Source organism: Streptomyces sp. NBC_00091, from assembly GCF_026343185.1.
GTDB lineage: Bacteria > Actinomycetota > Actinomycetes > Streptomycetales > Streptomycetaceae > Streptomyces.
In genome coordinates this window covers 207603-234458 of sequence record NZ_JAPEMA010000002.1, presented here as the reverse complement: position 1 = coordinate 234458, position 26856 = coordinate 207603, and the positions used below count along the sequence as shown (strand labels likewise).

Genomic DNA, 26856 nt, shown 5'->3' with positions numbered 1-26856 from the left:
TTCGGAATTATTGGGCAAAAGGTGTGAACAGATGTGGATCAGACCTTGCGCCGCAGCCGCGCAGGTGTCGCCGAGGGCCCCGAACGGACGGCTGGACAGGTATCCGGACCCTTCAGGCGCGCGGCGGGAGGTTGCCTATGCCGTGCCTATGCCGTGCCTACGCCGTACCCGCGGCTCGCATGACGACGCCCAGCGTCTCCCCGTCCTCGCTCCACAGCTTGAGCGCCTGCCGGTCGATCAGCCGGGCCCTGTCGCTCTCCATGGCCCACACCTTCGCGCCGCCGACGAACTGGCCGTTCGTTACGACGATGGGCAAGGTCCGGGGAGGATGGGCTCCGCCCACGAGGTGCTGCACGACCGGCTGCCCGACGCGCCCGTTGCCCGCGGCGAAGTGCTTGCACTGGACGGCGAGGTGGTTGCCGAGCGGGTCGACAGCGAGGACATCGACCCCCTGGTCACCGGAACCGCCGCCGGACCGCACGATCCGATACCCGTCGCGGTCCAGGAGATCCGCGATGAGCTGCTCGAACGCCTGGTGGTGCAGGGTGTCGACCTGGTCCATCGGAAGCCCCGCCGGCTCGTCCAGGACCGACCCGTCCAGGGCTTCCTTCACCACCTGCCACAGCGAATGCCACCGGCTCCGCAGTTCCCGGTGAAGAACCCGAACAAGCCCCGCATGCTGGGCGTACTGCTGGATGAAAAGAGCCGTCGGACCAAAGAAACGACCTCCCCCGGCCCTCAGCAAGGGGTCGGACGCGTACGTGAACGTGGCGGCGAATTCCTTCGTCATGTCCCACAGCGGCGAATCCTCGAAGGCCGGGCCGTCCAACGCGAGGAGCAGCCGCTCGGCCTCCTCCTTGCGGCGCACCGACCGCAGGTCCAGCGACGTGAGGTCTCCGAGGGACTCACGAGCGGCGCCAACGAGCTGGTTGAGCAGGATCCCGAGCGTCTCGACATCGCGCAGGAGGGCGACCTCGAACCTCACCCGGTCAAGCTCCAGCACATCGGACTTCGGCACGCGGGCGACGGTCTCGTCGTGCACCCGGAGGCCGGCGAGGCCACGGTTCAACTTCTTCTGGACGATCACCAACCGCTGACGGATGCCCTCCGCGCCCAACTCCATGCCGGGAAAGACTTCCTGTGGGGCGAAGAGGCCCGCAGCCTCGGATCGCCCGGAGTCTGGCTGTGTGGTCCAGTGCCCGGTCAAAAGAGTCCCTCCCCAGGGTCGTGCTGCGCCGCCCAAGATCGTAAGCGCTCGATCCGGCCTCACGCGATCCCGGGTGTCGCTCGACGACATCCAGGGCATAGCCGGCGCGACCGCCACAAACACTCCCGGCCCCGCACCGCCCGCTCCCGGCAGAGCCCCCGCGGCATCGGGCCCAAGGCGTGCCTCTGGATTCGTGCCGCCCGCTTCAAGGCCGCGCCGAGCTGTCATGTCGTCTGATGGTCCGGGTGCTGTGGTCGAGATATCCGTTACGGCTAGGCGTGTTGGTTGTCGTGACGGTCGGGCCTGGCCAGGCTGGCGGGAGGGCTCACGGTGGTGATGGCCGCCCGGTAGCGACCACGACGCCGAGCTCTACAAGGAGAGGAACACCGTCGAGCGCCTGATCGACGAGCTCAAGGCGTGGCGGGGCATCGCGACCCGCTACGACAGGACCCCGGAACGCCACCTCGCCGGGCTTCACCTGCGTGCCGCCTCGGTGATCTGGATCAAAGACCTCACCCGAACCAGAGCCGAGAGCCGTGCAGGTCATCGAGGGGCGTAGCTTGTCGGGATCGCAGTTGCGGGCTCCGCGCGGCTGTGCGCCGCGTGCGCGGTGTCGGCCCGCGGGGTCAGACGAGGGCGGCGACCAGCAGGGCGAAGGCGGCGATGATGACGGCGACGCGGACGTAGTGGAGGCGGTCCCAGCGGTTCATCTGCTGCTTCCAGTCGGCGGGCCGGTTGTCAGGAGTCCACGTCTTGCTCCGGTTGTTGATCGGGACGAGCAGCAGGACCGACATGATCACGCTGAGGATCAGCAGCGCGCCGGCGGTGACGACGAGGCTGGTGCCGTGGTGGTGCCATCCGGCGATGGCCCAGACCGCGACGAGGATGAGCGAGGTGATGTACCAGACCGGCATGACGGCGCCGAGCATCCGGCCCCCGTGGGCGCGGCCGAGTTGGCCGCTGTCGTCGGGGAGCGCGTTGAGGATCGGGTTGATGACGAAGGCGACGGAGAACTCCACCCCCACCATCACGCCGACGACCACGGTGGTGAACACCTCGAGTGCGTTGAGCATGATGACCCCTCCTGAAATCTAGCGTTGCTAGCTGATGAGGCAACGCTAGTACTGCTGTCGCTCGCTTGTCTAGCGGTGCTAGGATCGAATCATGTCGGTACAGGAACGCAAGCAGCGCGAACGGGTGGAGCGCGAGCGCCTCATCGTGGCGACAGCCCGCGAACTCGCCGAGCAGCAGGGCTGGGACGCGGTCACCACCCGCAGGCTCGCCGAGCGCATCGAATACAGCCAGCCCGTCCTCTACAGCCACTTCCGCGGCAAGCGCGAGATCATCGGCGCCGTCGCCCTCGAGGGCGCCGCCGAGATGGCCGCGGCGCTGCGGGCCGCGACCTCCGCCGCGGACGGACCTCGCACCCGGGTCACTGCCCTCGCCCGCACCTACCTCGAGTTCGCCGCACGCAACCCGGCGGTCTACGACGCCATGTTCGAGCTCGACGGCGGCCTGGCCTTCGCGCACGAGGACACCCCGGAGCCGCTGAAGGACGCCTTCGCCGCCCTGCTGGAGAGCCTCGGCGAGGTCGCCGGGGACGGCGTCCACCCGGGACTGTTCACCGAGGTGTTCTGGGCGGCCCTGCACGGGCTGGCCACCCTGACCCGTGCGGGACGGCTGCCGCCGGAGGACGCCGAGCGGAGGGTGGAGCTGCTGGTGGACCGGCTCGCCATGGTCTGACACGCCGTCCCGCCGGGCACGCAGCCGGGCTCCTCGGGCTCCGCTTGCCCCTGCGCAGGCCGGCCGCCGACTGCCTCGGCGCCTTGGCCCTACTGGCCGCCCGCGCCGCTGGGCGGGTGGCGGACGGAAGCGCCGGTCGGCGGCCTGAGCTTGGAGGCCCTCGCCGACCGCCTCGGCCCGGAGGTGCTCCTCGTACTCATGGCAGATCCTGCCGAGCAGCGGCGGGTCCGCGCCCGGTGCGGGCCCGCCGCTGCTCGTTGTGGGCGTCCGTCCGGCCTTCACAGTGCCAGCGCGGAGCAACGCACCGAAAGCACCATCTCCACCGAGGTTGAGCGGGACGGGATTACCTGCCCGCATGTGACGGACGATGTTCTCGTCCTCCATAAGCTCGGCTTCCCAGGTGTCGTAGTCGACGACGGCCTTGAATCGCTTCGGGTCCCCAAGGGCACAGGCATTCCGACACTCTGGCCGCCGTCGTCGGAACCTCATCGTGGGGGTGGTGAGCAGCCACTTGTTTCTCTAGTCGTCTCACTGACCGCATGCAGGTCGCTGATTCTCCCGGCCATGACCGGGCGGGGCTTCGCTCGCGACCACGCCAGGCACCTCAGCCAGGTTTGAGGTCCGAGACGACTACAGAGAGCAGGCTGTCTCCCTCTCGGAGCTGGGTGATTTCCGACTGGGCCATGGGGCTGAGCAGCAGGCTCCAGCCGGACTTCTTGTACCTGAGAATCGAGCTCTGCGTGGGATGGGGTCGCCACCCGAGGCCCTCCAGTTCTGCTCCGACTGCGGGAAGCGCCCGGGGCCCTGGCCTCGACTCGGTCGAAGGCCGGCTGCAACGGGGGCACGGCCGAGGCGTCGTACGAGCACTGCTAGTGCCATTTCAGTCAACGTTTGCCCTGTTGATGGGCCGTGACGCCTGAGCGGGGGTGACACCGCTCAGGCATCGGCGGTGTGGGAGGCTGGGCCAATGCCTGCGACCCTCCGTCCTCTGGACGCCGAGCACTTCCCCGCCTGGCTCGAACGCTGTCGAGCCGAGTACGCCAAGGAGCTCGTTGCTCTGGGGCAGACGTCCGAGGACGCCTACCGGCAGGCGGACGAGACCATGGCGCACTCCTTTCCGTCCGGGACACCGACCCCGGATCACGCGGTCTTCGACGTGGTCGACGATGCCGGGGTAGCTGTCGGCTACCTCTGGATCGGACCGGACAGGAGTGACGACGCCGGTGCCTGGTGGGTCTGGGACATTGCGATCGACGCCGACAAGCGTGGTCGGGGCCTTGGCCGAATGGCCATGCTCCTCGGCGAGGAATACGCCCGGGCGCGGGGCGCTCATACTCTGGGTCTCAGCGTCGCCGGGTTCAACACCGGCGCACGTGGCCTTTACGAGTCGCTCGGCTACGAGACGACCTCGGTGAAGATGCGCAAGAAACTCGGCTGAGCCTCAGGCGACGTTTGCCCTGCCGACGACGGCGCGTAGGCGCCGGTCGTCGGCGTGGCGGTTCCGCCAGATGATGTAGCGGCGGATCATGCTGCCCTGTTCCTTGTGGGTGGCGTGGTCGGTGCCGTCGGGGGTGAAGTAGCGCAGGGCGGTGAACTGGGCCTCGATGTGGTTGACCCAGGAGGAGTTCGTCGGCGTGTAGGCGATTTCGACGTTGTTCGCGGTGGCCCAGTCGCCGACGCGCTGGCACGTCCTCGGGGTCAGGTGTGGGGAGAAGTTGTCACAGACGATCGCAATCCGTATCGACGGCGCGTAGAGGGTGCGCAGGTAGCGGCAGAACTTCAGGAACTGAGTGCGCTTCTTGACCGGCTTGATGTGGCCGTAGAGCTTGTCCTTGACCAGGTCCAGGGCGGCGAAGAGGTGGCGCACGCCGCAGTAGCGGTTGTAGGTGGCCCGGCGCCTTCGGCGTGGCTCACGGTCGGGGTTCTTGTGCTTGCCGCCGCGTTCGGACCACCGCCGGCCGGGGTGCGGCATGAGGTTGAGCGGGCCGAACTCGTGCAGGCAGAAGATGACTTCGGGCTCGCCCTCCTCGGGTATGACCTCGCCGTCGGCGATCGCGTAGAGGTGCTCGACCCTTGCCTTCTTGGTCGCGTAGTCGGGGTCGTGGGAGGTCTTCCAGGTCTTCAGGCGTTGAAAGGAGACGCCTTCCTCGCGGAGCAGGATGCGCAGGCCCTCGTGGCTGATGTCGTCGACCACCCCCTCGGTGACCAGGAAGTCCGCCAGATTGGTCAGACTCCAGGTGGGGAAAGGCAGGTCGTGCTCGGCCGGCTTGGACTTCGCGATCTTCTTGATCTCACGCCGCTCGGGCAACGTGAACGTCTTCGGCCGCCCGCCCTTGTACTTCGGATGCAGCGAGTCGAAGCCGTCGGCCAAGTCACCACCGATCCGCTGCCCCGGCGGATGATCCGCAGCAGCCGCCGGCCCTCGTCATCATCGATCTCGCGTACGCGAACTCGTTCCGCGACCCGCACACGGTGACCGCCGCCCGTCATCCGGCGGAGGACCCCGGGCGGCGCGTCCCATCACAACAGGGCAAACGTTGACTGACACGGCACTAGTTTGCCCGGATCGGGGAGGAGCCCGAGTCGCCGTCGTTCACCGAGCCGTTGACCCGTTTCGGGATCGAGGTCCACCGAGCCGACCCGGGCCGGACCCTTCACGATCTGACCAGACTCGCAGACGGCGAGCTGCTCGACCTGCTGGCTGGGACCTGGCCCGGGAACGACACCGCGGCGAGGCGGCCGGCCCGTTTCGGACCGTCGGCCGCCGGGCCGTGGCGGACCTCCCCCGGTTATGGCCGCACACCCCGTACTCGTACGAGCGGGCCGCCTACCTGGAAGCCTTGGCCCTGATCGACCCAGCCGGACTGGACTACGCCGACAGCGAGTCCTTCTGGGACAGCGAGGAGCGAGCCCGACTGCCGGATACCGTCCACGCGCCGGACCATCCCGAAGCCCTGGTACGCATCGAGGTGCTGCACGACGAACCCATGGCGCCCCCGAGGTCTGGGCCACGACTGGAACACGGCTGGCCGCCACCCTCGCCTGAGGTCAGAACTGGTCCTCGCGCCGCTCGACGTATGTCTGCTCGCCGCAGGTGTTCGTGATGTCGACGACGGCCGGCCACTCCTCGCTGGGCTCCTCGGGGACCTCGGCCGTAAGGTACTCGGCGTCTCGCAGCAGGTCCTCCGTGAGCCGTACGCCGGTGAGGCGTTCGGTCAGCGCGAGCACTGCGGCCTTGCGGTCGACCTCCGGATCCTCGTCGCCCGAGGGGTCGAGGCCGACCTCGCGCATCAGCGGGTTCAGATCATCGGGCGTCCTGCCGGTCCTGTCGCCGGGCCATTCGAAGGTGGTGCGCAACTCCCCGTTCTCGTACCAGTGGAAGAAGTCCATGGGCTTGCCGCCGTTGCTGGAATGCGAGACCGCCCGCGTGCCGTTCGAGAGGGGCTCCATGAAGCCGGACCGCATGCCCAGCTCGCCACCGAACTCCAGGATCACGGTCCAGTCGGGCCTCGGACCCGGAACCGTGAACGCTCCGGTAAGGAAGGACTCGGGCCAGTCGTCGGATTCGTCCAGCAGCTCCAGGTGCCGCTGGATCAGTGCGTGGAGTCCCTGGCACACCTCGCCGGGCTCGGCGCGCGCCAGCCTGAACACCTCCTCGGGCAGAACTCCCCGGACCAGCGTCATGGTGTAGCCGGCCTCCAGAGCGAACATGAACAGGGAGGACGAGGACCGTATCCAGCCGTAGTCGGCTGCGGTGGCTGTGTTCATACGGCGCATCCTGCCAGCGGCCACTGACACCCTCCGATGGGAGTTAGGTCAGCGCCGCTCCCGACCGGGCGGCCCGAAGCGGCCCAGGTCGTCTCCCGCGCCGGAGCCTGAGCACAGAGTCCCGAAAGAACCACCTCGACTGACGTTGAGCGGGACGAGACCACCTGCCTGGATCGGATGGACGACGTCCTCCGGGAACCCTCCAGATGCCGTAGTCGACGAGGGCTTTGAACCGCTCCGGGTCCCACAAGGCCAACATCGGGGCACCCGTAGCCGCCGTCGCCGGAACCTCAGCGTGGGGCCTCTGAGCAGCCACCCATTCCTCCGGCCGTCTCGCTGGCCGCACCCAAGCCCGCTGATTCGGCAGCCATGACCGGGTGGGGCTGCGCTCCGGCCGACTTGGACAACGGCTGCGGTGAGCCTCATTCCGGAGTCTCTTGCCCGGGCCGGTGATGCCCAGACTTTTGTCCGGGGGCAAAGTCTGGAGCTGTCGCCAGGCGCCACAGCCAGGGTTGAGGTCTGAGACGGAGAAGGCTGTTTCCCTCTCGGAGCTGGGTGACTTTCGATTGGTCCATGCCGCCGCGGTGTGCCATGGCCGGCAGGTCGATGCGGGCTGTCATGCGGAAGTGAGACGTCGGCTTCGAGACTGTGCAGAAGGCTCTGGTGTCGGCGATGCCTCCGCAGCAGAAGAAGGTGAGGCGGCGGGATACAGCAGGTCTGGGCCTCCTACGTCAGGGCGTCCGCCGTTCGGCGGCGCAGGGTTCGAGCGAGGCGCTGACCGTGAACGAACGGGAGCAAATTCGTCATTCACGTTGCGGTGAGCTACTGCGGCATACCGCGGAAGAGGTACCTGATGCCGAGAAGCCGTCGGTCCGGCCGACGGGAAGGCCTTGTGGAGATGGTGCTGCGGTACCGTCGCGGCGATCGATGGGGCGGCTCGTTCTCGCCGCGTCGACGCCCGCGCTGGCTCTGGCTGCTACGGCTGCGAACGCTCAGGGGGTGTGGTTCGACGGTCGTCCGGTGTCGGCCGCCCGGGCCGGCCTGGCAGCGGCGGCAGCGCCCTGCCCCAAGGGCACAGTGCACGATCGCGGTTCCGCCAAGGACACCTGCGTGTGCGCCATCGCCGGCGAGACCGAAACCGACACCCTCGCCACGGAGGAAGCGCTCGTGGTCGGCAAGTAGGTCAGGCGGCTTGCGCGCGGCCGACCGGTTGGAGCTCAGCAGGTCGTGGTCACGACCGGCCCGGGTGGTCGAGGCGTTGCGTGGGACCGGCGAAGGACAGGAACAGGGTCCGCGTGGCGAGCAGCCAGGTTCCGTCCAACGTACGGAACGTGTCTTCGTAATGCCCCACTTGAGCCGGGGTCCGGGGCGGCACCATGCCCTCGGAGTAGCCGTCGACCCGGTACGTGGCGAAGTAGGTGGTGGTAGTGGCCGTGTCCGGAGAGGTCACGGTGACCAGGATGTTGGTGCACATCCGGCGCGACAGCCGGTCCCAGACGACCAGTCGGATGTTCTGGGCTCCGTGGAGTTCGCCGAGCGTTCGTTCGCATCACGCTTCAGACCACTCCTCAGTGAGTTCGGTCTCCGGCGGCCAAGACAGCGGCGAGGAGTCCCGGGAAGCGGGCATCGAGATCGGCGCGGCGCAGAGTCATCAGGCGAGCCTTTCCCGCTCGGCGGGTCTGGGTGATTCCGGCTTCGCGCAGGATCCGCCAATGATTGGACAGCGTCGATCTGGGCGCGTCCACGCCGTCAGGGCTGCACGCACTTTCGCCGTCCTCGGCCATCCGGCGGACCAGTGCCAACCGAACCGGATCGCCCAAGGCGTGCAGCACCACAGCCAGGTCCAAGTCCAAGTCCTCAAGGTCGAGCTGTCCCACTGGCCCTCCTCGTCTTCGCCCACGTGATAGCCGTAGTATGCAGATCACTTCGATGTTTCGGGAAAATCGAAATGATCTAGGAGATGGGCGTGCCAGTGCTCGCCACCCTCGCCCGCGTCTACGTCGACGACCTGGACGTCGCGCTGCCGACCTTCGTCGAACTCACCGGCGAGCAGCCACGCTTGCGGTTCACCTATCGCGACCTGGAACTCGCGAGTGTCGGCGGCTATCTGCTTCTGGCAGGTTCGGAGGAAGCTCTCGCCCCCTACCGCGGCACGCACGCCACCACGATCGTGGAGTCCATCGACCAGGTCCTGCGCATGACCGAGCAACACGGTGGGGAGGTCCTCGACGGCCCCAACGAGGTCCCGACCGGCCGCAACCTGACCGTGCGACACCCTGGCGGCGCGACCATCGAGTACGTGCAGTTCCACGCAACCGCACGATCAGCGCTCTCGGGCCAGTGAAACGCCGGGAACCATCAGGTCGGCCGGCCGGCTCTGACCTGGACCACCCCGAGGAATCCCCTTCTTGGGCCCTCGCTTCGATGCCGCCCGGGGTGTTCAAGGGGCTAGGAGCGGGCCGAAGGTCTGCCTGCCGATGTGCTCGGCCTCCGGCTGGTGGACGACGCGGCCGGGAACGTCTGGGTGCCGGCCCGTCCAGGTGCGGGCGTTGTCGGTGTTGGTGAAGAAGTTCAGCGCGTCGCAGCAGGCGGAGGCCGCGGGGCCGCCTCCGGGACGCTGCCCGACGAAGACCACCGTGCTCGCCGGTTCCCACCGCACGGTGCCATCGGTGAAGGTCACGGTGATGGGGTCGCCGGTCACCGGGTCGGTGGAGGAGATGACGGCGTCCTGCTCGAGCATCGCGGGAACGCCCAGGGCGTCGATGGCGCACATCGACCACACCTCCGTACCGCCTTCGAGGCGGACCCTGTGGCGGGTGGGGGCGGCGGAGAAGGGGTACGCGGCACGGATGTTCCCGGCCTCGTCCAGGGTGAGGAAGTCCTCCGCCGCAAGCTCGGTGAGCACTGCGGTGGCGTTCCGTCCGGCCTCGGCCGCCACCGGCTGAAGCGTCCGCGCGCCGGGAGCGGTTCCGGTGGCTGCGAAGTGGCGCAGGACCTGCTGGTGCACCGCGCGCAGGCCGCGCTCGGCTGGGGCACGGCGCCCGCGGCCGGCCCTGCCGACCACATTCAGCACCTCCAGCGCCTCCGGCGTCGTGGGGGTGCAGCAGTCCGAGGTCCCGGCGAGGGCCTGGTGCAGGGCGGCCTCGTCAGGGACGCCGGACACGGTGCCGCCGGCGTCCCGGTACAGGCGGCACGACAGGCTCGGTGTCGCCCCGGGCTGTGCGAACGGGTCGGTGCCGTCGACCAGGATCGTCGGCGACCCGCACATCCCCAGCCGGGCAGCCTCGGCCTCGTCAGCCACCTCGACCAGTTCGACCTGCGCCTCTCGTCCGTCCAGCACCGTGGTGACCCGCTCCAGCGCGGGCTGCGCGTTCGGGCAGCTGGCCACCGCCAACACCCTGATCCTCATCCCGACCGGACCTTCCGTACCGCTCTTCGCCTTCTGCACCCCGAGGCTTGACCTTCCAGTGCACTGGAAGGTCAAGGGCTACTGTGGAGGTATGCGCATCGGCGACCTCGCCGCCCGCACCGGGCTGACGACCAAGACCCTCCGCTTCTACGAGGACAGCGGCTTGCTGCCGGCGCCGCCGCGTACTCCCGGCGGCTACCGCGACTACCCCGAGCACACGGTGGCGCGGCTCGGCTTCGTCCGCGACGCCCAGCGGGCCGGCCTCACCCTCGCCGAGATCCGCTCGGTCCTCGCCCTGCGTGACGCCGGCCACGCCCCCTGCACCCACGTCACCGGCCTCATTCACGAGCACCTGGACGACATCAACCGGCGCATGGCCGAGCTCGCCGCCACCCGCGACGTACTACGCACCCTGGCGGCCCGCGCCACCACCACCGACCCCGCCGCCTGCGCCGCGGACGACATCTGCACCATCCTCACCCCCACACGGCCATAAGCCCAGGCCCGGCCCCACCCACCGTGCCGTCCAACCTCTTGAACGCTCTGGCCCACTTCCTGCGGAGGCTCACGGACAACGCCGTGAAGGTGCTGGAGCGAGCGCATCGCCCATCTGTTCACCCAGCTGTCGAGTGATCAACGGCAGGAGTTGATCGACCTGCTCGGGGTGCCGGCCGGGCGGGGGTGTCGTCCAGGGAATCGAGGAGCGCGCCGAAGGTGATCTTCTCCTCGTTGTACTCGAAGGTCATCGCGGCGGCGAGCGCCGCCCACCGCTCGCTGCTGCGCCCGCAGCGGTCCAGCAGGATCTGCAGCGAGATCTCGGGCTCGTTGAGGGAGAGGACCTCGTCGGCCGGCAGCTGGAGCAGGTGGTCGAGCGTGCGGTGGCGGGACTTGATGACGGTCCGGTAGACCTCGGAGCGGGAGAGGATCTCGTCGACCGCGGGGGAGTCGAGCCAGGACTGCAGGACGGCCGCCGGGTCGGGGTGCTTGTCGAGGTCGTCGTCGGTCAGCAGCCGCAGCACACCGTCGTCCTCCTCGTCCTCGGCCGGGACGGCTGCCGCCGCGTGCAGGAACCAGTCGGGTCCGTCGGCCTTCTCGGCGATCCAGGCCAACTCGGCGGGGTGCAGGCCGGTGAGAACATCGCTGACGGCGGCGTGCGGGGTGTGCGGGTTGGCAGCGAGGGCTGCCAGTGCCTGGACCCGGCGGTGCTCGGAATGGCGTTCCAGGAGGGCGGCAGGACGGTCCCGGTCGGTGTCGTCGCCGACCACGCGGATCACAACCCGGCTCGGCGCGGGAGAGACGACGGCCGGCTGATCCAGGGAGGCGAGCTGGACGCATGCCCCGGCCAGGTGGTCGGGGTTGGCGCCAAGGAGCGCCAGGTCCTGGGCGAAACGCAGGACGCGGCCGTCGGATTCGTAGTCGTCGGCCTGCTTCTCGGGCCGGCTCAGCAGCCGGCCGCGGCGCACGAGGGCGTCGGCGGCCGCGTGCAGCTGGTCGGTGGCGAGCTCGGCCAGGCGCGGGTTGTCGCGGACCCGGTCGGCGATGTGGTGCAGGGTCCTGCGGGCGGTCACCGTCGGGTTGGGCAGCTCGGACAGCTCGGGCAGGCACAAAGCCGGGAGGCAGGCGAGCAGCAGCTCATCGCTGAGGGCGGGAGCCGGGTCTTCGTCGGTCGGAGGCTCCTCGTCGCCGAGGTAGGAGCTGGTGGCGGCGCGGTCGCGGGCGTCTTCGAGGGCCTGGGTCTCGGCCCGGTCCAGCAGCAGATGCTGGACGGCCGCCCCGAGCGTGGGGTCTGCGACGAGCTCCACCCACCGCTCGGGGCACCTGGCCAGCATCGCCCAGCCGACGTGGCTGCCCAGCTCCAGCGACCAGTCCTTGAAGTAGGAGGACATCTCCTCCCAGCCCTCTTCGCGCTGCGGGTGGAGCAGGAACGCCGCGAGGGGAGTGAGAGAGGCCTCCAGAACGGCGTCGAACAGGGCCTGCGGAACGGGCGGGGCCGCTGCGGCCCCTTCCCTGCGGGTGTGGCGATCGGGGTCCCAGCCCCGGATGACCTGCTCCATCTCGGCGCAGGCGAGGCGGGGCAGCAGAGCGATGGCTTCATCGACCTGGTGCGGGTGCCGTGCCAGGCCGATGATCAGCCCGGCCCAGGGCCGGTAGGTGCGCAGGATGCCGGGCAGGTCGGCGGTGGTCACCGTGCCCGCAGCCGCCAGAGAGGCCAGCATCGTCTGGTCGGCGTGCAGCAGGATCCGGGCCCGCAGCCGTTTGGCCGTCGTACGGGCCAGCAGCGCGGGCATCGCGGCCCGCAGTGCCTCCTCCCGCCACTGCTCGTCCCGTCGGTCGAAGCCGTGCGGGCTCCTCGCCGGGGTGCAGAGGGCTTCGATCACCGTCTTGAGGGCTTCCTTGGGGAGGTCCACACTCATCGCGAGGTCCCGCCACAACAGGTACGTACGGGCATTGACCATCCCTCGGACCCTCTCCCACTGCCTGACTGGGCGTCATCAGCCCGTCGCCATCGGTGAAACGACCGTACGGGGATCTCGGGGGCGAGCGGACGCGATTCAGTGAAGTCCGTCGGCCACTGGGAGGGATCGAACGGCGGCTGATGGAAGGCCCGTCGGGGCGGGCCTTCCCGTGGGGCGTCAGTCCTCGGCGATACCGGTGTGTCCCAGTCCGTCGTCAAGGGTGATGCGGATGGTCTCCCCGGAGCCGGTGGCGCCGGCGAGCCCGGCCGCGATCCGGTTGTAGGCGGTGGTGGCCAGCGCCCAGTCGGCTTCCAGGACGGTGGCGGTGGTTCGGGTGTTCCAGAGCTCGATCAGCACGGCGATGAGCGAGCGCCCGGAGAGAGCGGCCTGGATGCGGCCCTCCTTGACGTCCTCCACGGCGGGCGGAGTGCGGAAGTGGCTGTGGTCGACGGCGAGGGAGGAGAGGAATTCCCAGGTGTCGCGGTGCAGGACCAGTTCGGCTGAGGCGACGCCGGCCGCCTTCAGCAGCAGGACGCCGTGAGCGGTCTTCGGGTCCTCGGGCTGGGACTGGGGGGTCTGCCCGGCGGCGGTGGGCGCGGGTATGGGCCTGGCGGGCGTACCGCGATAGGCGGCCTCGATGGCGTTCTTGAGCTCGGCTTCCGCCCCCTCGCTCCCGATCGCCTTCCGCGGATCGTGGCCTTCGGTGTGCTGCATGCTCTCCCCCTGGTCTTCACGGTCGGGCACTGTCTGCCGGGATGGTCCCGTGATCTCCGCGCCGCTGGCCGGCCCTGGCAGGGCGACTTCCCCGGGCTGGGGCGGCTGGGGAGGGGCAGTGGCCGGCTCTGCGGCGAGGCCGCGCAGGATCTCGGCGAGCTCACGCAGCTGCTGTATCTCCTCCCGTGTTTCCTCCCGGCTCTCCTGCAGGTCGGCGATCATCTTGTCCTGGCGGCGGCGCAGTTCCCGGTTCTCCTCGCGGAGCCCGGTGACGCCGTTCTGTACGACTTCCTGGATCTTCATGCGGGCCTGTGAGAGTTCGCCGTGCAGCGCGGACAGGCCCACGGTCGGGTCGTCCAGGCGCTCCAGCTGCTTGCGTGCTTCCCGCAGTTCCCCCAACGCTGTCTCATCGAACTCGCGTTTCCACCCCACGTGACTCCCTGACTACGCTCAGTTGCCGGACCGCTCGTATCTCCCCATAAGCGGCTCAGCCGACACGGTGCTTTCCGGCCTTCCCTGGACGGTCGACGGGTCAACCAGCGCCGACTGGGCGGTGGAAGCCTGATCGCAGTCGCCGAGCCGACTCCCCGGCGCCGGGTCCGACCCGAGCGCGCGAGCCTGCCCCGGTCGTCCGGCGAAGTCCCCATGTACGGCAATACCCAGGCCGGCGGCATCAGCCGCGAGTACCAGCGCGTGCCCCCACCCGCAGCGGCGCGGGCAGCCAGCCACGGAACAAGGCGCAGTCCGACCGGGGATGACCCGTGTGCGAAGGTGTGCGGACCGGGACTGTATCGCCGTAACCACTGGAAGCCGTGGGCCCCGCCCCCAGTGGGCGGGGCGCGCCACGGCCCGAACCGAGGACGCCTTCATGCGGATACCAAGGCCCCTTGTGGTCTTAGCCATTGCTGCTGCTCTCACCGGGTGCACGAGCACTGAAACGCCACCGTACGAACCGGGAACGGAATGGGAGCCCGACGACGCCCTGCGAAGTGCTCAGGCGATCTTGAAGGACGATGACGCGCCTACACGCCTCATTGGATCGGGTGCTCCGCACGTGGCTTCGGGCTTGAACGAAACCTTGGAGACCGGCGGCGACAAGCCCTACCGCTTCGACATCGTGTGCGACAGCGACGAAGTTTCCAACGTGACGCTCCTCGTGACCCGCGGCACGACGAGAAGACAATTCGCCGTTGCCTGCGCAGGTACCGACGCCGTCCGCGTCGACTTCCCCACAGGGACACCTGTCACCGTGACCGTCGCACCGGCAACGACAGGCAAGACCGAGCCCCAGGGCCTGCTCATCTGGAACCTCAAGACCCTCGAGCCCGCCGACGTCCACGGCTGCGCCAACGACATCGAAGGCTGCTAGGGCCTGTTACGAAAGTGGATCTTGATCGGCGGTGATCACCTGTCGCGGGACGTGGTGATCCGACGAACGACCTGAAGACCAGACATCGCGCTGGGCGAGATCCATCTGCCCGGGGGCTGCCTGCGCTGCGCGTCGGCGTGGCTCAGGGGCGCGGAGGTCCGAGCGGCAGGCGTGGCGGTACCGCAGGCTGGTGGCGGGGGAGAGGCTCGGTATGCGTGGCTGGTGCCCGGGCGGCCCGACCCTGTCAGCCGGAGCCGGTGTACACGAAGAGCTGTGGGGACCAGGAGGTGCAGTTGCGCCCCTGGGCGTCGTCGATCGCCTGGGCGCAGGCGCGGACCTTGAAGTTCCAGCTGCCGCGTTCGGGGCTGTTCCAGGTCACGATGCGGTTTTCTCCCATGCGCCCTTGCCACCTGTCCCACTCGCGCCCTGTCGGATAGGTGTACGAAACCTCGTAGTAGGCCCATCGAGGGCTGGCATAGCCGCCGTAGTACAGCTTGAGGGTCTGGGAGCAGCTGTCGTACCGGCCGCCGACGTACGGGGAGTTGGTGTACTTGTACTTCGTGGGGGTGCCGCCGATGCTGGTGTTACGGGCGGCCGGCGGATAGCCGTCACGGATGGTGCACTGTCGCTCCGGGGCCGTGGCCGCTGCCTGTGCCGCGGCTGCGCCGGGCGCTGCCGCCAGGCCGGCCGTGATCATCAGTGCCGTGCAGAAGAGGGCCGGCGTGCGTCGCCGACTGTGGACGTTCATGGGGTCGCTCCCTTCGTCACCGGAGAGCGGGTGACGACGGCGGGACGGACAGTCCGTGCCGCACCGGCCCCTCCTGCAACACGGAGGCCATAGCGGTCGCGACTGTCCCTCAAAACCGACGATAGCGCGAAGAGGTGGACGGCACGACCCGGTGCTTCTACGAGGTGGGTCGGCGTCCCGATACACGACACCAACGATTCGACGCTCCTTCCCCCTGGTCCGGGAGGGAGCAGGCGGCCCGAACTCCTTGCCCGCGAACTCCGGTGCCGCGGCGTGGGGTCGAAGTCGAACAGCTCTGGGACCCGATCAGCGAGAACGCGGCCGCCCCCGGGCGATGACCCGGCGGATCCCATTCCCCGCATCCGGCGTGCGGTTCATGCTCACGGCGTCATCAAGTCTTGCTCTACGGGCTCACCTGGAACGGGACCGCTCCCGATCACGCGGAACGGGCGAGCTGTTCGCGCACCCATTCCGGATCGGGGTTGACGTTGGGCTGGCCCGCCACGAAGACAGTCGGCACGGTCTCATTGCCGTCGTTGGCCGCCCTCACCACTGCCGCTCCAGCCGGGTCACGCCAGATGTCGACCCAATGCAACTGGCGGGCGCTACGGCCCAACCGGATGCGCAGTCGGAGGCAGTACTTGCAGCCCGACCGCCAGTAGACGACCGGTCGGCCGTCGACCGCGCTGCGGCGTTGTGCTTCCAGCGCACCGATCGACCTCGGGAAGATCAGAGGCGAGTTCACGCCTGCGAGCAGCACAAACATCAGCAGGAGTGCTACGGTTGTGCCGGGGCTTCCCCTGAAGGCCAGTCCGGTCGCAACGGTTGAGCCACAGACCACAAGCAGCATCGGCAAGATCCAAGCGCGCATCATGATGACGCAGGCTACCGATGCCCGGCATGTTCACCCCGGCCCGGGTCCGCTGCGGGTTCTGGAACGTCCGCCCGCATCTCATCTGCCCCTTACGGCCTGGCCCGGGACGGCCACTCGGCTCGATGAACCAGCAGGGGCGCCCCACCACGACGTGGGCAAAACCGTCAAACATTCCGAGAGCGTCAGCGAGCGGAGCCAACTCAGGCCTTGAAGGGCAGGCTCGGGCGTCGTCGTGCAGACGCTGGTCGAGGTCGGTCACCCAACTCAGGGCCCATGCACGTAGGCCGGCCGTCTCGGTTTCGGTGAGGCCGTAGGCGGCGAACTCCTCGTCGTCGGCCCAGTCCTCGCCGGCGAGACGGTCGCGGAGGTCGGTGAGGGCGCGGACCTTGGTGCCGATGACGGAGTCGAAGGCGAGGACGGGGCCGTACTCGGTCTGCGTCGGGGGAGTCCGGAAGTGCTCCTTGAGCACGTCGACCTCGCACTCCTGCCCGGTGTCCGGTCGGTGACCACGAGGCGGGCGGACAGGGCGTCCACGTCGATGGTCTCCACCCGCCAGCCGTGCGCGGTCAGCCCGTGCTCCAGATTGCCGACGGTCTCGGCCATGGGGGCGGGGTTCTCGATGGCGACGTCGAGGTCCTGGCTCCGGCGGTCGACGAGGCCGTGGGCCTGGACCGCGTAGCCGCCGGTGATGCCCGAGCACGGTATGACGGCGGGCGGGATCAGGGTCCGGAACGTCGCCATGCCCGTCATCGACCGGGCCTTCGCCGTCTACCACCTCACCGCGGGCGGATACGCGCCCGCCCCGGGCGGCTCCGCTCCACCGGGGAGGTGAGCGGGCCGGGCAGGGCCGCATGCCGTTCGGCCGACCGTACGCCTGCGGTGGTGGCCCCGGGACCCGTGGGGCAGGGTGGGAGCACCCTCTGCCCCCTGCCCCTGTCGAGGCCGACCGATGGCGCGTCACCCAGCTCACGCGATGGCGGACCATCCGGGTACGCGGCCCCGGCCCGCCGCCGCCGGCCCGCGCGGTCGCCGCGGGGACCTGGCCTGGCTGGCGCCCGTCGCCGCCGCGTACGCCCTCGTGCAACTGCTCCTGGTCGTGCCGGGCACCGGGCTGGGCTGGGACGAGACCGTGTACGTGAGCCAGGTCTCCCGCCAGTCGCCCGCCGCTTTCTTCAGCGCCCCCCGGGCCCGGGGCATCACCTACCTCGTCGCCCCGGTTGCCGCGCTCACCGCGTCCCCGACAGCGCTGCGCGTGTACCTGGCGCTGCTGTCGTCGGCAGCGCTGCTGCTGTGCCTGTGGGTGTGGCGGAGGCTGCTGCCCGCGCCGGTGCTCGCTCTCGCGGGCGGCCTGTTCGCCGGACTGTGGGTGACCCTCCTCTACGGCCCCCAGGCCATGCCGAACCTCTGGGTGGCGTTCGGGGCGCTCCTCGCCGTCGGCTGCTTCCTTAGGGCATCACGCGACCAGGCCGACCGTCTCGCGCCGGTCGGCCTCACCGCCGGCGTGGCCCTCGCGGCGCTCATGCGGCCGATGGACGCCTCATGGCTCGTGCTGCCCCTGGTGTGCGCCGTGGTCGCCGTACCCGCCTGGCGGCGGCCCGCGCTGCTCGCGGCGCTCGCGGCCGGCGCCGTACTCGGTGGCATCGAATGGGTCGTCGAGGCCGAGCTCCGCTACGGCGGCCTCCTCGCCCGATTGCGCCGGGCGAGCGAGATCCAGGGCGGCCTCGGCTGGAACCCCGCCTTCGCCGACCAGTTGCGTGCCCTGGACGGCCGTACCCTGTGCCGCCCGTGTGAAGGACCGTGGTCCCGGCCGGTCACCGGCCTGTGGTGGCTCGCCCTGCCGCCGCTGATCGTCGGCGGCCTGATCGTCGCCCACCGGGAGGGCTGGCGGCGCGTGATTCTCGTACCCACGGTCGTCGGGCTGTCCCTCGCGGCGCCCTACCTCCTGCTCATCGGTTACGCGGCCCCCCGCTTCCTGCTCCCCGCCTACGGGCTGCTCTCCCTCCCCGTCTCGGTCCTCCTGGCCCGGCTCATCACGGCAGGCCGGGCGCGGTCGCGTGGCTCAGGTGGCGCACGTGCCCTCACCGCCCTCTGCCTCGCCCTGGCCGGCCTCCACCTGGCCGTGCAACTCGCGATCACCGCGGCCGCGGCGGAGCGCAGCCGGGCCAGCCGGAAGGCGTTCACGGCGGTCGCCGCCGAACTGCGCCGCCAGGGCCTTCGGCCGCCGTGCGTGATCAGCGGCAGCGAGGGCGTCCGGGTGGCCTTCCACACCGGGTGCGCGTCCCGCCAGGTCCACGGCGGCCACGACGGCAGCATCACCGCGGAGGAACTCGTGGCACTCGCCCGTACCCGTCCGGTGGCCGTCCTCGTCCAGGGGAACCAGCCCCCGTCGTGGGCCCGGGGCTGGCGTTCCCACCGGCTGCCGGACGTCCCGGGCGTACCCGGCTACCGCGCCTACCTCTCTCGGTCCCGGCGGGGTTTCGGCGGCTCCGGACGGCTTAGGCGCCCCGTGCCGGAGGTGCCGCGCACCGGTGGCACACCCCGGTGAGACGGCCCCGCCCACACCGGAGGGGGAGCCCCCGCTCGTGGGGCACTTCGCCTGCCTGGAGGTCACTTCATCCCCCGGATCCCGTCGCCTCGCCACCGCGGTGCGGCGGTGCGGCGGTGCGGTGCGGGAGGACCGGCCTCATCCCCCTGGTCACTAGCTACGACAGCGAAGAGCGCCAGTGGGACCCGCCCGCGCCCTTGCTCTTCCAGTACAACCGCGGCGGAGAACCCGCCGTGATCCACTCCCAGACCATCCGGGAGATCCTCAAAGAGACCGTCGCCTTCATGCGGCTGACCGATGCCACCGGCCGCCCATTGGTCTTCACGCCGCAGGACTTCCGCCGGATGTTCATCACCGACGCCAGCCGCACCGGCCTGCCACCCCACATCGCCCAGGTGATCGCCGGCCACGCCGACATCAACACCACCATGGGCTACAACGCCGTCTACCCCACCGAGACCATCGAGGCCCACCGGGCCTTCATCGCCAGCCGCCGTACCCTGCGCCCGGCCCAGGAGTACCGCACCCCGACCGACGCCGAGTGGGAGGACTTCCTCGGCCACTTCGAACGCCGCAAGCTCTCCGTGGGCACCTGCGCCCGCGCCTACGGCACGGCCTGTATCCACGAGCACGCCTGCGTCCGCTGCTCACTCCTACGCCCCGATCCCGCTCAGCGCGGCCGGCTGGTGGAGATCCGCGACAACCTGCTCGACCGGATCGCCGAGGCTGAGCGGGAGGGCTGGCTCGGCGAGATCGAGGGGCTCAGGGTCAGCCTCGCCGGCGCCGAATCCAAGATCGGCCAGATCGGTGCGGCGGCATAGGGCGGGCCTGTCCTGCTCGGTCTGCCAACGCCGAGAGCGGACCGGCAAGGGTGATCAGGCGGCGGGTGGGGAAGAAGCGGCAGCCCCTCACTGGACCAGGTCGGTGTGCGGGTGGCCTCCACTCGCCGGGCAGGCGTAGAGCTGGAGGTGATTGGCGTCCAGCACCGTGATCTCGGGCGGATTGGACCAACTGTCGTCGGATGCGCCGGGGACCCGGTCCTCGTACGGGATCCAACTCGTGCTGTTGCGGTGCCATTCGGACGAGGCGATGGTCAGCAGCGGCGTCATCGCGGTACCACAGGCCACACAGAACCGCGGCACGGGGTCGGTGAGTCCCCAGGGGGCCCAGCCACCGATCTTCCAGCCGGGGGCGTGGGACAGCGCGTTGTCATAGAGCTCCTGCGGGTCGGCATTGTCGACCACGATGCCCGCCGCCCGCCAGGGCACGGGGTCCGTGATCTGCTGCTTCAACTCCGCGGGGAGTTCCAGGGAATCGGGGTACTCGGTGACCTGCTCCGGCGCGAGCACGCACGGCTCAGGCACGTAGAGGTACTCGTCCGCGTCGAACGGCTCGGGTGGCGCGGCCAGCACGTCGGTGACATCCGCGGCGGTCCGCCAGGACAATTCGATCGGAATGCTTGAGTCCGGCGCGTGCTCCGAAGGGCACCACAGAACCTGCAGCAGGTCGGTCCGCCCGGGCGGTCGCAGCAGGGGTATGTCCCGCGCGTACAACTGGGCCACGGGCACCAGGGGGTGGAGGCCTTCATGCTCGATACGGCAGTACAGCCAGGGTTCCTGTGCGGGCCACAGCAGGGGCCCGCCGATCGAGCTGTCGTGCACCGTGGGAGAGCCGGGACGCGGGTGCAACCGGACGGCTGGGCGGGCAAGCGAGGCCAGCGCGGGGAAGACCGCGGCGATGTCGACCGGCCGCGGCGGGGTGGTACGTGTGCCATTCATGGCGATGATCTTGCCAACACCCTCTGACAGCGGGCCCAACCCAACAGGATGAGCCGCCTTCCTGCGTGCGGCGCACTCCCTGCTGGCGCAAGGCGCAAAGCGGCACGACCGCCTATGCGCAACCGACCCCAGCCGTGCACGCGCCAGAGTTCAGAGAACTGACCAGCGGTGGCCGGCACATGGGCGTGGCCGCCGCGGACCTCCAGGCCGGCCGGGCAGCGGGTGGCGCTCGGCGTCCGGCTCGTCGGACCGCAGGACGCCCAACGAGCGCCGCATGTCGGTGAGGGCCTGCCGGCCCGTCTCGGAGATCTGCAGCATCGCGGCGGTGGCCCGCTCGGGCGACCGGTGCTGCGCGTAGACCGCGGCGTCGGTCAGCGCGACCATGACGGACAGGTTGTGGGTGACGATGTCGTGCATCTCCCGGGTGATCCGGGCCCGCTCGGCGGCGGCGGCCAGCCGTGCCTGCTGCTCCTGGTGCAGCGCCAGCCGTTCGGCCCGTTCCTGCACGGCGGCGAGGTAGGCCCGGCCGGTCCGCACGTTCACCCCGAGGACGGCGGCGGCGACCACCGTCGCGGAGAGCGCGACGAACGGGGTCAGGAACGCGCAGTCCGGTGCCCAGCGCAGGCAGGCCAGCACGGCCCCGCCCTCCACGACGGCGGCGGCGAGCAGCGTGCCGCGCCGGCCCGTGTGCGCGGCCGCCGTGTACAGGGCCACCAGCAGGGCGATGTCCCCGGGCAGTTGGACGTCCGCCAGCCACTGGACGAAGGCCGCGGCCACCACGGCGGCGAACACCGCGAGCGGGGCCCGGCGCCGCCACACCAGGGGCAGCGCCAGGGCGGCGGTGAGCGCCGCCGCCACCGGCAGCTCCCGGGCCGGGTACGTGGTCACGACGTTGAGCAGGAGCAGCGCCGGCAGTAGCGAGTCCCACACCAGGGGCGGTACCCGGCCCCGGTGGCGCACCGTCACACCTCTCCGCCGATCGGTCGTCGTGGCGGCCCGGCCGGGGCCGCCACCGCGTACAGCCGCAGCCTAGGCCGCGGGTCCGCGCCGCACATGAGCCCGGCGTCGGAGCGCAATGTGCCGGGTACGACCACAGGAGGAGACCCGCCACCTCCCGCGGTCGCAGGCCGGCCGCCGGTCCGGGGTGCCCGGTTGCCACTCCGGTCGCAGTCGGCGGCGACCCGGGGCCGATGCGGCGCGGGCCCGGCGCCGAGCATGGCCGGGTGACCGAAACCATCCCGGGGCTGTTCCTGTCCCTTCCGGAAGTCCTCGTCCTGCTGGGTGCCCTCGCGCTGGCGGCGGCGCGCTGGCTCCCCCCGGCCGCCCGCCGGCCCGTCACGATCGGGGCGGGGGCGGTGCTCGTACCGTCGGCGATCGTGCTGGGCATCGTGGGGATCCGCTGGCAGATGCTGCCGGTCCTGGCCGGCGCCGCCGTCGCCTCGGCGTTCGCCCTCCCGCCCCTGCTGCGGCGCGGTGCCGGCCGAAGGGCCCGCAGCCGCGCGGTCGTCGACGCCCCGGTGGCCGGCGGGGGAGAGCGGTTCCCGGTCGTCCTCTTCTCCCCAGAGTCGGGCGGGGTGCGGTCCCAGAACACCGCCTGGGCGGAGGAGCTGGCCAGTCACGGCTACCTGGTCGCCGCCCTCGACCATCTGTACGACTCCACCGTCGTCGTCCTCGCCGACGGCCGCACGATCCGCGCCACCACCGCCTCCAGCGGGGACCGGGACCGGGACGAGGAGCTGGCGGCGGGCTGGACCGCCGTCCGGGCCGTCGACCTCGGCTTCGTCCTCACCCAGCTGGAACGGCTGGACCGGGGCGAGACCGCCGACCCGCTGACCGGACGCCTGGACACCGGCCGCGCCGCGGTAGCCGGCCACTCCCTGGGCGGAGCCGCCGCCCTGCAGGCGGCCCGGCAGGACCGCCGGTTCGACGCCGTCGTCGACCTGGACGGCTACCCCCACGGCCCCACCGCGCCCGCCCTCGAGCAGCCGGCGCTCGCGCTCACCCAGGAGATCACCGCCGGCACCGACCCGCGCTACCTGCCCCGGCTCAGCGAGGCCCTCGAGCACAGCACCGCGACGAGCTACCGGCTCACCGTCCCCGGCGCCGGGCACCTCACCTTCATGGACGGCCCGCTCTACCTGCCGCCGGTGCCCTCGATCGTGGGCACCCTGGGCCGCACCGAGAGCCCGCGCGTCGTCGCCGCGGCCACCCTCGCCTTTCTGGACGCCACCCTGCGAGGCCGCCCCGGCGACCCGGCCGACACCCTCCGGGCCTACGGCACGGTCTCATCATCGGGGGCTCGGAGAACCGGGACGCCAACCCCGTGATCGGCCTTACGCGCGTGTTCGGCCATCCACCGGTCGGCCTCGCAGTTCCCCGAGCCCCGGAGCTGTCCGGCCGATCATGTAACCGTCGTTTGATCTGCTCGTCCTTCCCGGTATGGGGCGGGGAGAACACGGTGATCTGTCGGACGCGGAGTGGGAACGGTTGCGGCCGTTCCTGCCGGTGAGTAACGGTCGGTGCGGGCGGTGACGTGATCACCGGAGGGTGATCGACGGGATTCTGCACCGGGTCCGGACCGGGGTGCACTGGCGCGATCTGCCTGAGAGATTCGGGCCGTGGAAGACGGTCTATGAGCGCCATCGGTTGTGGTCGGCCGACGGCACCTGGGAACGTCTGCTGCAGCAGGTCCAGGCCGCGGCCGACGCGGCCGACGACATCGACTGGGACATCTCGGTGGACTCCCCACCATCGTGCGCGCCCACCAGCACGCGGCCGGCGCCCGCACCGACCCGCCGCCGGCCCTTGCCGGCTCAAAGGGGGACGAGACGCTGGAACACCGGGACGAAAGCCCGTGGCAGAGCCTCGTCGGCCGGCTGGCGGAGGTGGTGCGGGAGGCGAGAGCCTGGGCCGCTCGCGCGGCGGCTTCACCAGCAAGATCCACCTGAGTGCGGACGGCTTCTGTCGCCCGCTGTCCCTGATCGTCACGCCGGGGCAGCGGGCCGACTGCACCCAGTTCGTGCCGGTGCTCGAGAAGATCCGGGTCCCCAGACTTGGGCTGGGCAGGCCCGCAAGAAGCCTGACAGTGTCGCGGCCGACAAGGCCTACAGCAACGGTCCTTGCCGTCAGTTTCTGCGGCGGTGCGGCATCCGGCACACGATCCCGGAGAAGGCCGACAGCCAGGCCCGCCCGCCTGCGCAAGGGATCGCGAGGCGGACGGCCACCGGGGTTCGACGAGGAGCGGTAGAAGAAACGCAACACCGTCGAGAGGGCCATCAACAAGCTGAAGAACTCCCGCGCCGTCGCGACCCGTTACGACAAGCGCGGATATGTCTTCCTCGGCACTGTGACCGCGGCCGCCCTGGTCATCTGGCTACGGGCTTGAGGCCCTCTCACAAGGCGAAGGGCCGGTACTCCTGAGCCTGATCGACGACCTCGGGAGCTGTCAGCTCCCGTCCCTTGGGCCAAAAGATCGAGTCGCTTACGTAGCCGCTCGGACAGCCAAGGGCCTTGCCCAACGCTTCCATCACACCGCACATCTCGGCATCGTCAACGTGGTCCGCGTCCATGATCTTCTGCACCAACGCAATGGCCGCTTCACGAGCCACCTCCGTCAAAGCCACCCCTTCCAGAAGAGGACCAGCCTAGACAGTCACATGACCGGCCGGACAGCTGCTAGCCGTGCGGGATGCGGCCCCCGTCGCAGCCATGAGGCCAGGACCGCACCCCGCACCGGGCTCCTACCCGGGGCGGAGTAGCCGACACGGCCGCCTTGCCGCACTTCAGCGCGGGCGCCGCGGATCGCGGACAGGCCCTTCGGGCCGGCCCTCGCCAGTGCGTCAACCAGCCGGGAGGCGGTCGGATCGGAGGCCGCCGGAGCGAACAGCTGCGGTTCGGTCGGCAGGACGGCGGCATCGGCGAGGCAGTCCCCGCCCAACGCCGTCGCGAGCGTGACGTCCAGCGGGATCTCCCCCGGATCACGCACCCCCCCACGGCTTGTGCCACGGCGCCCGTGCCCCGAAATCGCACGGTCCTGACCTGAGAAGTGCCTCCGACGGGACAGGAACGAGGGCCTCGACAATCCTCATTCATGCCGGTCAGAGGCACTGTCGCTTACCTGGTCACCTGTCGGACAGCAGAAAGCCCGAGGCTAGGCCTTTGACGGGCGCGCACGGTGTGCGAGGAGGAGGAGTGTGATCGGGACGAGGCCGAGGGGGAAGCCGGAGGGTTCGAGGATCCAGCCGCAGAGGAGGACCCATGCTGCCAGGGACCAGGCCAGGTAGCGCGGGATCTCCTGGCCGGTGCGGGCCATCTGGATGATCAGCAGGCCGAGCAGGATCAGCGGTACGGCGAAGCTGCCGGGCAGGGACCAGAACAGGCGGAGCGAGTCGGCGTTGACGGGGTCCTCGATGGCGGCGACGCCGTGCAGTCGGCCGGTCACCCAGTCGCCCCAGCTCGACCAGGTCTGGACGGTGAAAACGGCGATGTGGCCGATGCCGATGAGCACGGTGCTGCGCCCCGCCCAGATGGTCAGGGTGCGGGTGCGGTTGCGGGCGGCGCCGGCGGTGGTCGCGTCGACGGCAGGAGTAGTTACGGTACTGCGAGTTCCGATACTCATAGTTCCGTATAATGGCCCTGTGGAGCCTTCTAAGCAACCCCCTGGCAGGCCGCGGGACAGCCGCGTGGACGACGCGATCCGTGACGCCGTACGCGAGTTGGTGCCGGAGGTGGGATACGCCGCGCTGACCATGGACGCCGTGGCCGCCAAGGCGCGCGTGGGCAAGGCGGCCATTTACCGCCGCCACGCCTCGCGCGGCGAACTGGTCTTCTCCGCGCTCGTGCACGGGCGGGAACCTCAGCCGCTGCCGGACACCGGATCGCTGCTCGGGGACCTCACCGCGCTCGCGAACCTGATCCTGGGGATCTTCTCCGACCCAGTGGTCGCCGCCGCGACCCCCGGCCTGCTCGCGGACCTGAAGCAGCAGCCCGAGATCGCCGCGCGCTTCCAGGAGACCTTCATCGCCGGAGAGCGCGTACAGGTGGCGAACCTGCTGGAACGGGCCTTCGAGCGGGGCGAACTGGCAGTGCGGGCGGACCCCGCACTGGTCCACGCCGCGGTGCTCGGCACCGCCTTCGCCTGGGCGTTCCTCCTGGCCCAGCCGCCAACTCCGGCCCTCGCACCCCGTATCGCCACGGTGGCCGTGGCGGCCGCCCGCGGAGAGTGGACGCATGACGATCACTGATGAGGGTGCGCGGGACGCCTGAACGGCTGGGCGGAGAGCGGACCGGCACCCCGCCGGCCCCCGCAGCGCGGCTTGCCCCGGTCCCCCTCACGGGTGGTGTTCGGCTCTGCCGTGAACCGCAGAGCCGCGTATGACGTGTTCCGGGCCGACACCGGCTGTGTTGGTTGTTGCTTCCCGGTCGCATCGTTTCCCCACGGAGGGACCTCACATGACGCGCGAGATCGGCACCACAGGCTCCAGGCACATGGAGGAAGGGAGCGCTCAGGAGGTGTCTGCGCCTCCCGTGGTTTCCACGGACATCGAGGACGGGCGCGGCCTCGTCACCATCTCGTCGTCGGAGTACGAACGGATCCAGGCCGCCGCCGAGCTCTACGTCTTCGCTGAGCGGCGGGGGCTGCGGCTCGTGCGTGCCGACGGCCCCAACGGACATCTGGTGTCACAGGTGCTGGTAGTCGACAACGTGCTTCTGCTCCCACCAGGCCGCCACCCGAGGGATGTCCTGCGCGACGTCGGCGCCGGCTCAGGGGCGAGCCACTGATCTCCAGGTCCGACGTCAGCTGCGGACGAGGTCCTGCGTGCTGCGACAGCCGACGTCCGCCGACGGCCCCTGCGGAGCCACCGGCGGACGGGACGGACAGCGAGCTGCTAGCGGTTGCCGCGGCGGTGCAGCCGAGCTGTGAACCGCGTCCAGTACACCCGGGCGGTGATGCGTACCCAGAGGCGTACGGCTTCGTTGGCGGCCAGGTCGCCGAGGACCTGTCCCAGGAAGTGCGCCTCGGGGCTCGGGTGCCAGGAGAGGAGGTCGGCGGCGCTCCGCAGGGCGTGGTGGATGAAGGAACGGACATGGTGCATGTGTGGTGACCTCACCGCTTCTCGAGTCGGGTGAGGTGCGGGCCCGCACCCCGGGTGGCCGGCGTGCGCAGCCAATGTCGCCCGGTGTGGGGCGGGCCCCGAACTCCCGTGGAGAATTCAGTCCGGGGGATGTGGAACCGCAGGTCGGAG

At 70.3% G+C, this 26856-nt stretch carries 24 protein-coding genes and 8 pseudogenes; 14 read left to right on the top strand and 18 right to left on the bottom strand.

The window, feature by feature from the left end; all coding sequences use genetic code 11:
• Positions 1-157: 157 nt before the first annotated feature.
• A complete protein-coding gene (locus tag OOK34_RS28845; protein ID WP_267037092.1) occupies positions 158-1123 on the bottom strand; it encodes a restriction endonuclease in 966 nt (321 codons plus the stop codon).
• Positions 1124-1545: 422 nt separating this feature from the next.
• On the opposite strand from OOK34_RS28845, the pseudogene OOK34_RS28840 reads away from it, so the two are divergent.
• Positions 1546-1766, top strand: a pseudogene (locus OOK34_RS28840) (IS5/IS1182 family transposase); the annotation flags it as partial.
• A gap of 67 nt (positions 1767-1833) precedes the next feature.
• Here the strand turns inward: OOK34_RS28840 and OOK34_RS28835 are convergent.
• A complete protein-coding gene (locus OOK34_RS28835; protein WP_267037091.1) occupies positions 1834-2280 on the bottom strand; it encodes a DUF1772 domain-containing protein in 447 nt (148 codons plus the stop codon).
• Between the two features lie 91 nt (positions 2281-2371).
• Between OOK34_RS28835 and OOK34_RS28830 the strand changes: the two genes are divergently transcribed.
• Positions 2372-2950: a TetR/AcrR family transcriptional regulator gene (locus OOK34_RS28830; RefSeq protein WP_267037090.1), complete on the top strand. Its 579-nt coding sequence runs from the start codon at positions 2372-2374 to the stop codon at positions 2948-2950.
• 967 nt (positions 2951-3917) lie between these two features.
• Positions 3918-4388 (top strand): GNAT family N-acetyltransferase, encoded by a 471-nt coding sequence (locus tag OOK34_RS28825; protein ID WP_267037089.1) that lies wholly within the window; start codon positions 3918-3920, stop codon positions 4386-4388.
• Between the two features lie 3 nt (positions 4389-4391).
• Here the strand turns inward: OOK34_RS28825 and OOK34_RS28820 are convergent.
• From OOK34_RS28820 to OOK34_RS28805, 4 genes and pseudogenes are all read right to left on the bottom strand, one after another.
• Positions 4392-5440: pseudogene (locus OOK34_RS28820) on the bottom strand (IS630 family transposase).
• 558 nt (positions 5441-5998) lie between these two features.
• On the bottom strand, positions 5999-6718 hold the full coding sequence (locus OOK34_RS28815; RefSeq protein ID WP_267037087.1) for a DUF6461 domain-containing protein: 720 nt from the start codon (positions 6716-6718) through the stop codon (positions 5999-6001).
• Positions 6719-7949: 1231 nt separating this feature from the next.
• Positions 7950-8210: pseudogene (locus OOK34_RS28810) on the bottom strand (nuclear transport factor 2 family protein); the annotation flags it as partial.
• A gap of 76 nt (positions 8211-8286) precedes the next feature.
• Positions 8287-8595, bottom strand: coding sequence for a helix-turn-helix transcriptional regulator (locus OOK34_RS28805; RefSeq protein ID WP_267037086.1), 309 nt, complete (start codon positions 8593-8595; stop codon positions 8287-8289).
• Between the two features lie 89 nt (positions 8596-8684).
• Between OOK34_RS28805 and OOK34_RS28800 the strand changes: the two genes are divergently transcribed.
• Complete coding sequence (locus OOK34_RS28800; RefSeq protein ID WP_267037085.1) at positions 8685-9062, top strand: hypothetical protein; 378 nt, start codon at positions 8685-8687, stop codon at positions 9060-9062.
• A 96-nt stretch (positions 9063-9158) separates the two neighbouring features.
• Here the strand turns inward: OOK34_RS28800 and OOK34_RS28795 are convergent, their stop codons facing one another.
• Positions 9159-10106, bottom strand: a complete 948-nt coding sequence (locus OOK34_RS28795; RefSeq protein ID WP_267037084.1) for an alkylmercury lyase family protein — start codon at positions 10104-10106, stop codon at positions 9159-9161.
• Positions 10107-10218: 112 nt separating this feature from the next.
• On the opposite strand from OOK34_RS28795, the gene OOK34_RS28790 reads away from it, so the two are divergent.
• Complete coding sequence (locus tag OOK34_RS28790; protein ID WP_323183514.1) at positions 10219-10623, top strand: heavy metal-responsive transcriptional regulator; 405 nt, start codon at positions 10219-10221, stop codon at positions 10621-10623.
• A 118-nt stretch (positions 10624-10741) separates the two neighbouring features.
• Here the strand turns inward: OOK34_RS28790 and OOK34_RS28785 are convergent, their stop codons facing one another.
• Complete coding sequence (locus tag OOK34_RS28785) at positions 10742-12583, bottom strand: hypothetical protein (protein WP_267037082.1); 1842 nt, start codon at positions 12581-12583, stop codon at positions 10742-10744.
• A 177-nt stretch (positions 12584-12760) separates the two neighbouring features.
• On the bottom strand, positions 12761-13696 hold the full coding sequence (locus OOK34_RS28780; RefSeq protein WP_267037081.1) for a hypothetical protein: 936 nt from the start codon (positions 13694-13696) through the stop codon (positions 12761-12763).
• Between the two features lie 655 nt (positions 13697-14351).
• Here OOK34_RS28780 and OOK34_RS28775 point away from each other — a divergent pair.
• Positions 14352-14666 carry a hypothetical protein gene (locus OOK34_RS28775; RefSeq protein WP_267037080.1) on the top strand — a complete coding sequence of 105 codons (315 nt, stop codon included), beginning with the start codon at positions 14352-14354 and terminating at the stop codon, positions 14664-14666.
• Positions 14667-14910: 244 nt separating this feature from the next.
• Here OOK34_RS28775 and OOK34_RS28770 read toward each other — a convergent pair whose 3' ends face one another.
• Together OOK34_RS28770 and OOK34_RS28765 are read right to left on the bottom strand one after the other, a co-directional pair.
• The gene (locus OOK34_RS28770; protein WP_267037079.1) at positions 14911-15414 is read right to left on the bottom strand and encodes a hypothetical protein; all 504 of its coding nucleotides are present in this window, start codon (positions 15412-15414) and stop codon (positions 14911-14913) included.
• Positions 15415-15850: 436 nt separating this feature from the next.
• Positions 15851-16288 (bottom strand): glutaredoxin domain-containing protein, encoded by a 438-nt coding sequence (locus OOK34_RS28765; protein WP_267037078.1) that lies wholly within the window; start codon positions 16286-16288, stop codon positions 15851-15853.
• A gap of 32 nt (positions 16289-16320) precedes the next feature.
• Between OOK34_RS28765 and OOK34_RS35430 the strand changes: the two are divergent.
• Positions 16321-16499, top strand: a pseudogene (locus OOK34_RS35430) (transposase); the annotation flags it as partial.
• A 15-nt stretch (positions 16500-16514) separates the two neighbouring features.
• Here the strand turns inward: OOK34_RS35430 and OOK34_RS35425 are convergent.
• Positions 16515-16978: pseudogene (locus OOK34_RS35425) on the bottom strand (hypothetical protein); the annotation flags it as partial.
• Between the two features lie 4 nt (positions 16979-16982).
• Here OOK34_RS35425 and OOK34_RS28760 point away from each other — a divergent pair.
• The 3 genes and pseudogenes from OOK34_RS28760 to OOK34_RS28750 form a co-directional block, all read left to right on the top strand.
• Positions 16983-17120: pseudogene (locus OOK34_RS28760) on the top strand (metallophosphoesterase); the annotation flags it as partial.
• Between the two features lie 141 nt (positions 17121-17261).
• Positions 17262-18833: a hypothetical protein gene (locus OOK34_RS28755; protein ID WP_267037077.1), complete on the top strand. Its 1572-nt coding sequence runs from the start codon at positions 17262-17264 to the stop codon at positions 18831-18833.
• A 233-nt stretch (positions 18834-19066) separates the two neighbouring features.
• Positions 19067-19654: a tyrosine-type recombinase/integrase gene (locus OOK34_RS28750; protein ID WP_267037076.1), complete on the top strand. Its 588-nt coding sequence runs from the start codon at positions 19067-19069 to the stop codon at positions 19652-19654.
• 87 nt (positions 19655-19741) lie between these two features.
• Here the strand turns inward: OOK34_RS28750 and OOK34_RS28745 are convergent, their stop codons facing one another.
• Positions 19742-20611, bottom strand: coding sequence for a hypothetical protein (locus OOK34_RS28745; protein WP_267037075.1), 870 nt, complete (start codon positions 20609-20611; stop codon positions 19742-19744).
• Between the two features lie 150 nt (positions 20612-20761).
• On the bottom strand, positions 20762-21577 hold the full coding sequence (locus tag OOK34_RS28740) for a histidine kinase dimerization/phosphoacceptor domain-containing protein (RefSeq protein ID WP_267037074.1): 816 nt from the start codon (positions 21575-21577) through the stop codon (positions 20762-20764).
• 257 nt (positions 21578-21834) lie between these two features.
• Here OOK34_RS28740 and OOK34_RS28735 point away from each other — a divergent pair, with 257 nt between their 5' ends.
• Together OOK34_RS28735 and OOK34_RS28730 are read left to right on the top strand one after the other, a co-directional pair.
• Complete coding sequence (locus OOK34_RS28735) at positions 21835-22938, top strand: dienelactone hydrolase family protein (RefSeq protein ID WP_267037073.1); 1104 nt, start codon at positions 21835-21837, stop codon at positions 22936-22938.
• A 112-nt stretch (positions 22939-23050) separates the two neighbouring features.
• Positions 23051-23996, top strand: a pseudogene (locus tag OOK34_RS28730) (IS5 family transposase).
• Between the two features lie 7 nt (positions 23997-24003).
• Here OOK34_RS28730 and OOK34_RS28725 read toward each other — a convergent pair.
• The 3 genes and pseudogenes from OOK34_RS28725 to OOK34_RS28715 form a co-directional block, all read right to left on the bottom strand.
• The gene (locus tag OOK34_RS28725) at positions 24004-24234 is read right to left on the bottom strand and encodes an e9imm peptide (RefSeq protein ID WP_267037072.1); all 231 of its coding nucleotides are present in this window, start codon (positions 24232-24234) and stop codon (positions 24004-24006) included.
• A 152-nt stretch (positions 24235-24386) separates the two neighbouring features.
• A pseudogene (locus OOK34_RS28720) lies at positions 24387-24596 on the bottom strand (IS1380 family transposase); the annotation flags it as partial.
• Between the two features lie 165 nt (positions 24597-24761).
• Positions 24762-25229: a DUF6463 family protein gene (locus tag OOK34_RS28715; protein ID WP_267037071.1), complete on the bottom strand. Its 468-nt coding sequence runs from the start codon at positions 25227-25229 to the stop codon at positions 24762-24764.
• Between the two features lie 64 nt (positions 25230-25293).
• On the opposite strand from OOK34_RS28715, the gene OOK34_RS28710 reads away from it, so the two are divergent.
• Complete coding sequence (locus tag OOK34_RS28710) at positions 25294-25854, top strand: TetR/AcrR family transcriptional regulator (RefSeq protein ID WP_267037070.1); 561 nt, start codon at positions 25294-25296, stop codon at positions 25852-25854.
• Between the two features lie 208 nt (positions 25855-26062).
• Entirely contained in the window at positions 26063-26392 is a 330-nt protein-coding gene (locus OOK34_RS28705) for a hypothetical protein (protein ID WP_267037069.1), read from the top strand.
• A 107-nt stretch (positions 26393-26499) separates the two neighbouring features.
• On the opposite strand, the gene OOK34_RS28700 is transcribed toward OOK34_RS28705, so the two are convergent.
• The gene (locus tag OOK34_RS28700; protein WP_267037068.1) at positions 26500-26706 is read right to left on the bottom strand and encodes a hypothetical protein; all 207 of its coding nucleotides are present in this window, start codon (positions 26704-26706) and stop codon (positions 26500-26502) included.
• Between the last annotated feature and the right edge of the window lie 150 nt (positions 26707-26856).

Coding starts and splice junctions, on each gene's coding strand:
- OOK34_RS28845 (WP_267037092.1), bottom strand. CDS start 1,123: ATGGAGTTGGGCGCGGAGGGCATCCGTCAGCGGTTGGTGATCGTCCAG.
- OOK34_RS28835 (WP_267037091.1), bottom strand. CDS start 2,280: ATGCTCAACGCACTCGAGGTGTTCACCACCGTGGTCGTCGGCGTGATG.
- OOK34_RS28830 (WP_267037090.1), top strand. CDS start 2,372: ATGTCGGTACAGGAACGCAAGCAGCGCGAACGGGTGGAGCGCGAGCGC.
- OOK34_RS28825 (WP_267037089.1), top strand. CDS start 3,918: ATGCCTGCGACCCTCCGTCCTCTGGACGCCGAGCACTTCCCCGCCTGG.
- OOK34_RS28815 (WP_267037087.1), bottom strand. CDS start 6,718: ATGAACACAGCCACCGCAGCCGACTACGGCTGGATACGGTCCTCGTCC.
- OOK34_RS28790 (WP_323183514.1), top strand. CDS start 10,219: ATGCGCATCGGCGACCTCGCCGCCCGCACCGGGCTGACGACCAAGACC.
- OOK34_RS28785 (WP_267037082.1), bottom strand. CDS start 12,583: ATGGTCAATGCCCGTACGTACCTGTTGTGGCGGGACCTCGCGATGAGT.
- OOK34_RS28770 (WP_267037079.1), bottom strand. CDS start 15,414: ATGAACGTCCACAGTCGGCGACGCACGCCGGCCCTCTTCTGCACGGCA.
- OOK34_RS28765 (WP_267037078.1), bottom strand. CDS start 16,288: ATGATGCGCGCTTGGATCTTGCCGATGCTGCTTGTGGTCTGTGGCTCA.
- OOK34_RS28755 (WP_267037077.1), top strand. CDS start 17,262: ATGGCGGACCATCCGGGTACGCGGCCCCGGCCCGCCGCCGCCGGCCCG.
- OOK34_RS28745 (WP_267037075.1), bottom strand. CDS start 20,611: ATGAATGGCACACGTACCACCCCGCCGCGGCCGGTCGACATCGCCGCG.
- OOK34_RS28715 (WP_267037071.1), bottom strand. CDS start 25,229: ATGAGTATCGGAACTCGCAGTACCGTAACTACTCCTGCCGTCGACGCG.
- OOK34_RS28705 (WP_267037069.1), top strand. CDS start 26,063: ATGACGCGCGAGATCGGCACCACAGGCTCCAGGCACATGGAGGAAGGG.
- OOK34_RS28700 (WP_267037068.1), bottom strand. CDS start 26,706: ATGCACCATGTCCGTTCCTTCATCCACCACGCCCTGCGGAGCGCCGCC.